Origin of the sequence: Hymenobacter lutimineralis (assembly GCF_008271285.1) — a bacterium.
In the GTDB taxonomy this organism is placed as follows: domain Bacteria; phylum Bacteroidota; class Bacteroidia; order Cytophagales; family Hymenobacteraceae; genus Hymenobacter; species Hymenobacter lutimineralis.
Window position 1 is genome coordinate 168,709 of the sequence record NZ_VTHL01000010.1, and the last position, 7,112, is coordinate 175,820.

Genomic DNA, 7,112 nt, shown 5'->3' on the forward strand with positions numbered 1-7,112 from the left:
ACCGGGCATATTGTAAGTAAATCCCGCTATCTTAGGTGGATTCTTTGCGCCGTCATTTTGTACGATATGGCTGCTTCCGCCGCTTCTCCTGTGTCCGCCACCGTCTCCATTACGCCCGCCCGTGCTGCTTTCGAGCGGCTGCGGGTGCAAGCCCCCGTGCTGCGGCGTGAAGATGCCGCGGCCCGCATCGTGCGCCTGCGTCGGCTGGCGGCCTGGCTTACGGCCAATCGGGTGGCTATTCAAACGGCCTTATATGCCGATTTCCGGAAGCCCGCCGCCGAAACTGACCTCACCGAAATCTGGTCGACGCAGGCCGAAATCAAGCACGTAATTGCCCATCTCAAGCAGTGGATGGCCCCCAAGCGTGTAGGCACGCCGCTTTCCCTGTTTGGCACCCGGTCCTGGGTGCAGTATGAGCCCAAAGGCGTGTGCCTGATTATTGCCCCCTGGAACTACCCCTTCTACCTGGCCGTGGGCCCCTTGGTATCGGCACTGGCGGCTGGCAACTGCTGCGTGCTCAAGCCCTCGGAGCTGACCCCGCACGTAGCCACCCTGCTCCGCCGCCTGGCTGCTGAGGTGTTTGACCCCGCCGAAGTAGTAGTAGTGGAAGGCGACAAAACGGTGGCCACCGAGCTGTTGAGCTTTCCTTTCGACCATATCTTTTTTACCGGTAGCCCCGAGGTAGGCAAAATAGTAATGCGCGCCGCAGCTGAGCACTTGAGCGGGGTGACGCTGGAGCTCGGGGGCAAGTCGCCGGCGGTGGTGGATGCCACGGCCAACCTGCGCGATACGGCCGAAAAGCTGGTGTGGGGCAAGTTTTTGAATGCCGGTCAGACCTGCGTGGCCCCCGACTACGTGCTGGTGCAGGAGCCCGTGCAGGAGGCACTGGTACGCGAAATGGAAGCGGTTATCCGGCGGAGCTACAATCCCGCCGGGGCGGGCGTAGATGCCTCCGAGTCCTTTGCCCGCATTGTCAACCGGCAGCATTTCAACCGGCTGGCGGGTTTGCTGGAAGAAGCTCAGACCGCAGGCGCCTCGGTAGCCATCGGGGGCGAAATTGACAGCAGCCACTGCTTTATTGCGCCCACAGTGCTTACCCAAGTACCACCGGAGAGCCGCCTCATGCAGGAGGAAATCTTCGGCCCTTTGCTGCCGCTGGTGCCTTTCCATACGCTCGCGGAGGCCGCCGACTTTATCAATAGCCGGCCCAAGCCGCTGGCCCAGTACATCTTCACCCGCAACGCCGAAAACCAGCGCTACTTGCTGCAGAACGTGTCGGCGGGGGGAGCGGCCGTCAACGAAACCATTGTGCACTTAGGGCACTCAGAGCTGCCGTTCGGGGGCGTGGGCAACAGTGGTGTGGGCAAAGCCCATGGCCATTATGGCTTCCTGGCTTTTTCCAACGAGAAAGCGGTGCTCAAGCAGCGGGTGGGCCGCACAAGTATTAAGTTGCTGTATCCGCCCTACACGCCCAAAGTGCAGAAAATGCTGGACCTGCTGCTGCGGTATCTGTAAGGGTATGCCAGCGCAGGAAAGTAGCCCCGCAGCCCATGCGGGAATACCAAGATGCCTACCGATGTCAGCGCCGGTAGCTGCCAACGTGTCCGTAGTTGGCCTAATTCCTTGCCTAAGTGAGGGGGGAGGTTTTCGGAAAGCTTACTTGACTGATTTTCGGCTGCTTTGCCGGTAAAAAAAGTAGGCAAGCCGAATTCTTTTGCCGATATTTTCCGACCCCAAGCTGCCGTAGTTGGCGGTTCCGGGCGCCCTTACCGCTCTTGCTCTCATGACGCTTACTCCCGCCCAAGCCGCCCTCCTGTGTGCGGTTGCCGATACCTTTATTCCTGCTGTACCCGGCCACTCTGAGGGCCCCGCCGCCGGCTTCTGGCTGCGCCGCGGCTCTGAGGGTGTAAACCTGGAGCAACTGACCGCCATGCTGGCGGGGCAGCCTACAGGCATACAGCAGGAGTTTCGGGAACTGCTGGGGCTGCTCCAGTCGCCGCTGCTGGGCCTCACGTGGCTGGGCCAGCTTCGGTCCTTCGACCAGATGACGCCGGCGCAGCGGGAAAAGCTGCTGCAGAGCTGGGCCGGAAGCCGGATTCCGCAGCTGCGCAAGGCCTTTCACTCCCTGCGCAAGCTCACCATGATTCTTTATTACGGCGGCTCGGTTTCGGTGCCCGACAACCCCGTGTGGGCGGCCATGGGCTACCCCGGCCCGCAGCCCGATGATTTGCCCGTTGACACGGAAAAGCCCATCCGGCCGCTGCAGCCCACTGCCGATACGGAGTACGACTGCGACGTGCTGGTGATAGGCAGCGGCGCCGGCGGGGGCGTGGTAGCCGGGGAGCTGGCCGCGGCCGGCCACCAGGTGCTGGTGCTGGAAAAAGGCCCTTACTGCCACGGCTGCGACTTCACCCAGCGCGAGGTAGACATGCTCAGTAAGCTCTACGATGGGCACGGTGCCCTCACCACCCAGGATGGCAGCATTGCCCTGCTGGCGGGCAGCTGTCTGGGCGGGGGCACCACCGTCAACTGGGCCGGGGCTTTCCGTACCCCCGACTATATTCTGCAGGAGTGGGCGCGGGAACACCAAGCGCCGCACTTCATTACCCCGGAGTTTGCCCGGAGCATCGAAGCGGTAAGCCAGGCCATCAGCGTCAACACCGAGTATACTCGCCACAACGGGCAAAATCAGGCGTTGTGGGATGGGTCGAGGAAGCTGGGCCAGGAGGTGCAGCTGATTCCGCGCAACGAAAAGCACCTCACGGCTTCGGAGGAGCATTTCCGGAGCCTGGGGTTCAGTCCCCTCGGCGACCGGCACGGCATTAAGCAAGGCACGCTCAATACCTACCTGCAGCGGGCTTTCGACCACGGGGCCCGCATCCTGCCCGATACGTACGTGACGCGGGTGACCACGGCGGCGGGCCGCGCTACCGGGGCCGAAGCCGTGCATACCACGGCCGGCGGGCAGCGGGTGGCTATCCGGGTGCGGGCCCGGCGGGTGGTAGTAGCCGGCGGGGCCATTCAAACCCCCGCGCTGCTGCTGCGCAGTGGGCTGCAGCATCCGCACCTGGGCCGGCACCTGCACTTGCACCCCACCGTGGCCGTTTCGGGGGCCTACGCGCAGCCTATGGAGCCCTGGTACGGTCCCATGATGTCGGTGGTGAATGACACATATACCCGCATCGAAGGCACCAACTACGGCGCTAAGCTGGAAACCCCGCCCGCCCACCCCGGCCTTATGGCCATGGTGCTGCCCTGGCACTCGGGCGCCCAGCACAAGCAGCTCATGCAGAATGCCCGGCACCTCGGCAATTTCATAGTGCTGACCCGTGACCGGGACGGCGGCCGGGTGCGCACCGATAAGCAAGGGGCTCCGCGCATCAGCTATGCGCTAAGTGAGTTTGACCGCCGCCATCTGCTACAGGGCGTGCGGGCCGCCGCCGAAATTCACGTGGCGGCCGGCGCCCACACGGTATACCTGCCGCACGGTACCTTGCCTACGGTGCACGCCAAGGACGGTGTAATGCAAAACCCGGAAGTGCTGGAGCGCCTGCCCAGGCTCAGCTGGAAAGCCAACCAGTTTGGCCTCTACAGCGCCCACCAGATGAGCACCTGCCGCATGGGCGGCCACCGGGCTACTCACCCGGTTTCGCCCACCGGGGAGACGTACGAAGTGCGGGACCTGTTCGTGGCCGATGCTTCGGCTTTTCCTACCTGCAGCGGCGTGAATCCTATGCTCACCATCATGGCGCTGGCTCACTTTACGGCTCAGCAGCTGAAGGCTGGCTGATGGGGCCGACGCCGGAGGGGAACAGATAGCTGTTTTTCTCGTATCAGGGGGCGCACTAACTTACGGGCTATGACGGTACTCTCTTCTCGCTTTCTGCTTCAACTAACGCTCTGTGCGGCCCTGCTGGGTGGCAGCAGCTGCGCCCGCCGCAAGGAAGCGGCCCCCGCCCCAGTGGCCGAAACCGTGAAACCGGCCCCAGCTGCCGCGCCTATCAAGCGCACCGCCGCCCGCGACCTGACCGACGTAATGGCGGAGGAGCTGCTGCTCTCCGATGAGCAGCAAACCAAAGTGCGCACCCTGCTGCGCGCCACGGTGCAGCAGGTAAACGAGGCCCGCACCCAGTTTGCGGCCGACAAAACGGCCCTGAACAAAGAGCTGATGCGTATCAATACCGAATCGGAAACGCAGCTGCGGCAGGTATTTTCGGCCGAACAGTTCAAGCAGTACCAGTTGAAAAAGCGCAGCATGCAAGCCAAAATGCAGGCCCGCCGCACCGCCGAGAAGTAAGGCAACAGCTCAACTTTCTGGGGTGCCCGGCGTTTGAAGGTCTCTTCCCTTTCTTCCCGGTATGCGTCCTCAGCCTTATACTCTGCGTTTCAACCCCAAGCTTAGCCTGAACCAGGCCGGCAAGCACGTACGCGACGGCCTGTCTACGGCCCTGCGCACGGGCAACAACTTGTGGATCAGCTGCGATGAGCGCACCACCATCGAACGATTGCGCCTCACCAGTTCCCGTACCTTCGCCGAACATTGCTCCTACGAGCTGGCCGAGCTGCTGGACCTGCCCGCCGATGAGGCCGCGGAAATTGACATTGAAGGCATGGGCGAGGCCGGCCACTACCTGTGGATCATAGGCTCCCACAGCCTCAAGCGCAAGCAGCCCGACCCCGACCACGCCGACGTGGCCAAGCAGCTGGACAAGCTGGCGAAAGTAAAATCTGACCCCAACCGCTACCTGCTGGCGCGCATTCCGCTGGTGCTGAACCCCGAAACGGGGGATTATGAGCTGGTCAAGGAAGCGCCACACCCTACCAAGCCCGGCCACCTGCTACGCGCCGCCCAGCTGCACGGCAGCACCAGCAGCAACGAGCTGCTCGACGTGCTGGGCCACGATGCCCACCTGAAGCCTTTTCTAGCCATTCCGGGCAAAGACAACGGCTTCGATATTGAAGGCCTGGCCGCTACCACCGATGGCCGCCTGTTCATTGGGCTGCGGGGGCCGGTACTGCGTGGTTGGGCCCTGGTGCTGGAGGTAGTGCCACGCGAAGACAAGCACGGCCGCCTCCGCCTCGACAAAGTGCCGGGCAGCACCAACACCTACTACAAAAAGCACTTCCTGGAGCTGGGCGGCATGGGCCTGCGCGAGCTGCGCCAGCTGGGCTCCGACATTCTGCTGCTGGCCGGACCTACCATGGACCTTGATGGAACCATTGCCGTGTACCGCTGGCCCAATGCCCTGCAGCTGCCTCAGGACAGCCTCATCAGCGGCAAGCAGCTGCAGCGCTTGTTCGACGTGCCCCACGGGGCTGGCCCCACAGCCGGGCAAGACAAAGCCGAAGGCATGGCTCTGCTCGACGACACGCAGGTGCTAATCGTGTTTGACAGCCCTACCGACGCCCGCAAGGCCAAGCCCCACCACGTGCGCGCCGATGCCTACCAACTGCCAGCCTAGCGTGCGGCTTTCCTCTACCTTTGGGCCTTACTTTCCCGCAACTACCTATGGCTACTGCCTCCCTGGTGCGCACCCCCGAAACCACGCACCGCATCTATTTCCAGGACTGCGACATGCTGGGCCACCTCAATAACGCCCGCTACCTCGATTATTTTCTGAACGCCCGCGAAGACCAGGTAGCCCAGCACTACGCCCTGAACATGGGTGAGCTGGCCCGCGAGCAAAACGCCAGCTGGGTTATTACCAAGCACCACCTGAGCTACCTGCGCCCCGCCCGCCAGGGCGAGACCGTGCGCATCCGCACCCAGCTTATTCACTTCGACAACTCCAATCTGGTGGTGGAGATGCAGATGCTCAGCGAGGATGCCCAGCGCCTGAAGGCGGTGCTCTGGTCGGAAATGGCTTTTGTGAAAGTAAGCTCCGGGGCCCGCACCGACCACTCCGATGAGCTGATGGATATGCTGGAGCAGCTGGACGTAGAAGACGTAAACTACGATGCCGACGGCTTTGACGAGCGGGTGCGCGCCTTGCGCAAAGCCCTGAAGCGCCAGCGCGCCGAGGACGAGGAGTAGCTAACCCTAGCGTCCAGCTTACGTTAGATGAAAAGCCGGAGCCGCTCGAGCGGAGCTCCGGCTTTTTGTACTTACTACCAAAACCCTACACCCCATGAGCATCTTTGGAAGCGACGCCCTGAAAGGCAAAACCATAGCCATAGTAGCCACCGACGGCTTCGAGCAGTCGGAGCTGGAACAACCCAAAAAGTATTTGGAAAACGAAGGCGCTACTACCCACGTCATCTCCCTGAAAAGAGGCTCCATCAAAGGCTGGGACCAGAAAGACTGGGGCGATAAAGTAGACGTAGATAAGGTAATCGGGGACGTGAAAGTAGCCGAGTACGACGCACTGGTGCTGCCCGGCGGCCAGATGAACCCCGACGTGCTGCGCACCGAGCCGGAAGTGGTTAGCTTTATTGGAGAGTTCGTGCGCTCGGGCAAGCCCGTCGCCGCCATTTGCCACGGCCCCTGGACGCTGATTGAGGCCGACGTAGTACGCGGCAAGCAGCTCACCAGCTGGCCCAGCCTGCAAACCGACGTGAAGAATGCCGGTGGCCAGTGGATTGACGAGACGGTTGTAGTCGATGGCAACATCATCACCAGCCGCAACCCCCAGGACATTCCGAACTTCAACGCCAAGATCAAAGAGGCCCTGGTGGGCAAATAATCCTTGCTTCTCCACAAAAAAGCCCTGCCGCACAACGCGGCAGGGCTTTTTTTGTGGGGAAGCAAATGAGCTTAGTTGGTGATGCCGATGCCCACGTACACCTGAAAAGCTCCGTTCTTGATGTCGGTTATCGACTGGCTGATGCCGGCCTTGGGGTCTTTAATGATTTCATTGAAACCAGCCGTATAGCGGCCCCCTACCCGGGCAGGGCCTACGCGGGCCTCAATCCCGGCAGCCAGCCCGTAGTCCAGGCTGTTGTAGCTGTAGTTGTACAGGTCGGTGCCGTTGCTATCCTGTTCATTAGCAAACCCAAGTTGCGGGCTATAAGCCGGCTTGGTGGAGGGTGTGGGCGAAAATGAAGAGGGCAATTTTCAGAGCGAATCCGGCGGCTGTCACGGCGTGAATCTGCTTGGGAAAGCGGGCCGTGAG

At 62.0% G+C, this 7,112-nt stretch carries 7 protein-coding genes and 1 pseudogene; 6 read left to right on the forward strand and 2 right to left on the reverse strand.

Going from position 1 to position 7,112, the window contains the following annotated elements; all coding sequences use genetic code 11:
• Nucleotides 1-66 precede the first annotated feature (66 nt).
• The 6 genes from FY528_RS11405 (at nucleotide 67) to FY528_RS11430 (ending at nucleotide 6,683) form a co-directional block, all read left to right on the forward strand.
• Nucleotides 67-1,515: an aldehyde dehydrogenase family protein gene (locus tag FY528_RS11405; protein WP_149071137.1), complete on the forward strand. Its 1,449-nt coding sequence runs from the start codon at nucleotides 67-69 to the stop codon at nucleotides 1,513-1,515.
• 268 nt (nucleotides 1,516-1,783) lie between these two features.
• Entirely contained in the window at nucleotides 1,784-3,790 is a 2,007-nt protein-coding gene (locus FY528_RS11410) for an FAD-dependent oxidoreductase (protein ID WP_149071138.1), read from the forward strand.
• Between the two features lie 69 nt (nucleotides 3,791-3,859).
• On the forward strand, nucleotides 3,860-4,297 hold the full coding sequence (locus tag FY528_RS11415) for a DUF4890 domain-containing protein (RefSeq protein ID WP_149071139.1): 438 nt from the start codon (nucleotides 3,860-3,862) through the stop codon (nucleotides 4,295-4,297).
• 61 nt (nucleotides 4,298-4,358) lie between these two features.
• Nucleotides 4,359-5,462 (forward strand): DUF3616 domain-containing protein, encoded by a 1,104-nt coding sequence (locus FY528_RS11420; RefSeq protein WP_149071140.1) that lies wholly within the window; start codon nucleotides 4,359-4,361, stop codon nucleotides 5,460-5,462.
• A 47-nt stretch (nucleotides 5,463-5,509) separates the two neighbouring features.
• Entirely contained in the window at nucleotides 5,510-6,034 is a 525-nt protein-coding gene (locus FY528_RS11425) for an acyl-CoA thioesterase (protein WP_149071141.1), read from the forward strand.
• A 94-nt stretch (nucleotides 6,035-6,128) separates the two neighbouring features.
• Entirely contained in the window at nucleotides 6,129-6,683 is a 555-nt protein-coding gene (locus FY528_RS11430) for a type 1 glutamine amidotransferase domain-containing protein (protein WP_149071142.1), read from the forward strand.
• A 71-nt stretch (nucleotides 6,684-6,754) separates the two neighbouring features.
• Here the strand turns inward: FY528_RS11430 and FY528_RS11435 are convergent, their stop codons facing one another.
• Nucleotides 6,755-7,051: a hypothetical protein gene (locus FY528_RS11435; protein WP_149071143.1), complete on the reverse strand. Its 297-nt coding sequence runs from the start codon at nucleotides 7,049-7,051 to the stop codon at nucleotides 6,755-6,757.
• Nucleotides 7,005-7,112: pseudogene (locus FY528_RS21880) on the reverse strand (IS982 family transposase); the annotation flags it as partial. The pseudogene FY528_RS21880 and the gene FY528_RS11435, both read right to left, overlap by 47 nt.

Coding starts and splice junctions, on each gene's coding strand:
- FY528_RS11405 (WP_149071137.1), top strand. CDS start 67: ATGGCTGCTTCCGCCGCTTCTCCTGTGTCCGCCACCGTCTCCATTACG.
- FY528_RS11410 (WP_149071138.1), top strand. CDS start 1,784: ATGACGCTTACTCCCGCCCAAGCCGCCCTCCTGTGTGCGGTTGCCGAT.
- FY528_RS11415 (WP_149071139.1), top strand. CDS start 3,860: ATGACGGTACTCTCTTCTCGCTTTCTGCTTCAACTAACGCTCTGTGCG.
- FY528_RS11420 (WP_149071140.1), top strand. CDS start 4,359: ATGCGTCCTCAGCCTTATACTCTGCGTTTCAACCCCAAGCTTAGCCTG.
- FY528_RS11425 (WP_149071141.1), top strand. CDS start 5,510: ATGGCTACTGCCTCCCTGGTGCGCACCCCCGAAACCACGCACCGCATC.
- FY528_RS11430 (WP_149071142.1), top strand. CDS start 6,129: ATGAGCATCTTTGGAAGCGACGCCCTGAAAGGCAAAACCATAGCCATA.